The sequence below is a fragment of the Lactobacillus nasalidis genome, from assembly GCF_016587775.1.
GTDB classification, from domain to species: domain Bacteria; phylum Bacillota; class Bacilli; order Lactobacillales; family Lactobacillaceae; genus Lactobacillus; species Lactobacillus nasalidis.
On sequence record NZ_BOCG01000577.1, the window covers coordinates 1 to 431 of the forward strand.

General features: G+C 49.7%; 1 rRNA gene. It reads left to right on the plus strand.

The window, feature by feature from the left end:
* A 23S ribosomal RNA gene (locus lacNas_RS10905) occupies window positions 1–431 on the plus strand; the annotation flags it as partial.

The following is a 431-nucleotide window of genomic DNA, read 5'->3' on the forward strand; positions in this document are numbered from 1 at the left end:
TCATGAGTGAATACATAGCTTATGAAAGGAACACGCAGTGAACTGAAACATCTAAGTAGCTGCAGGAAGAGAAAGAAATTCGATTTCCCAAGTAGCGGCGAGCGAACAGGAAAGAGCCCAAACCGGCAGATTTATCTGCCGGGGTTGTAGGACTGAGTCATGGCACTTCAGAGGATAGCAGAAGCATTTGGGAAAATGCGCCAAAGAGGGTGAGAGCCCCGTAAGCGAAATCCAAAGAAGACCTATCAGTATCCTGAGTAGGGCGGGACACGTGAAATCCCGTCTGAATCCGCGAGGACCATCTCGCAAGGCTAAATACTAACCAGTGACCGATAGTGAACCAGTACCGTGAGGGAAAGGTGAAAAGAACCCCGGGAGGGGAGTGAAAGAGAACCTGAAACCGTGTGCCTACAAGTAGTCAGAGCCCGTTA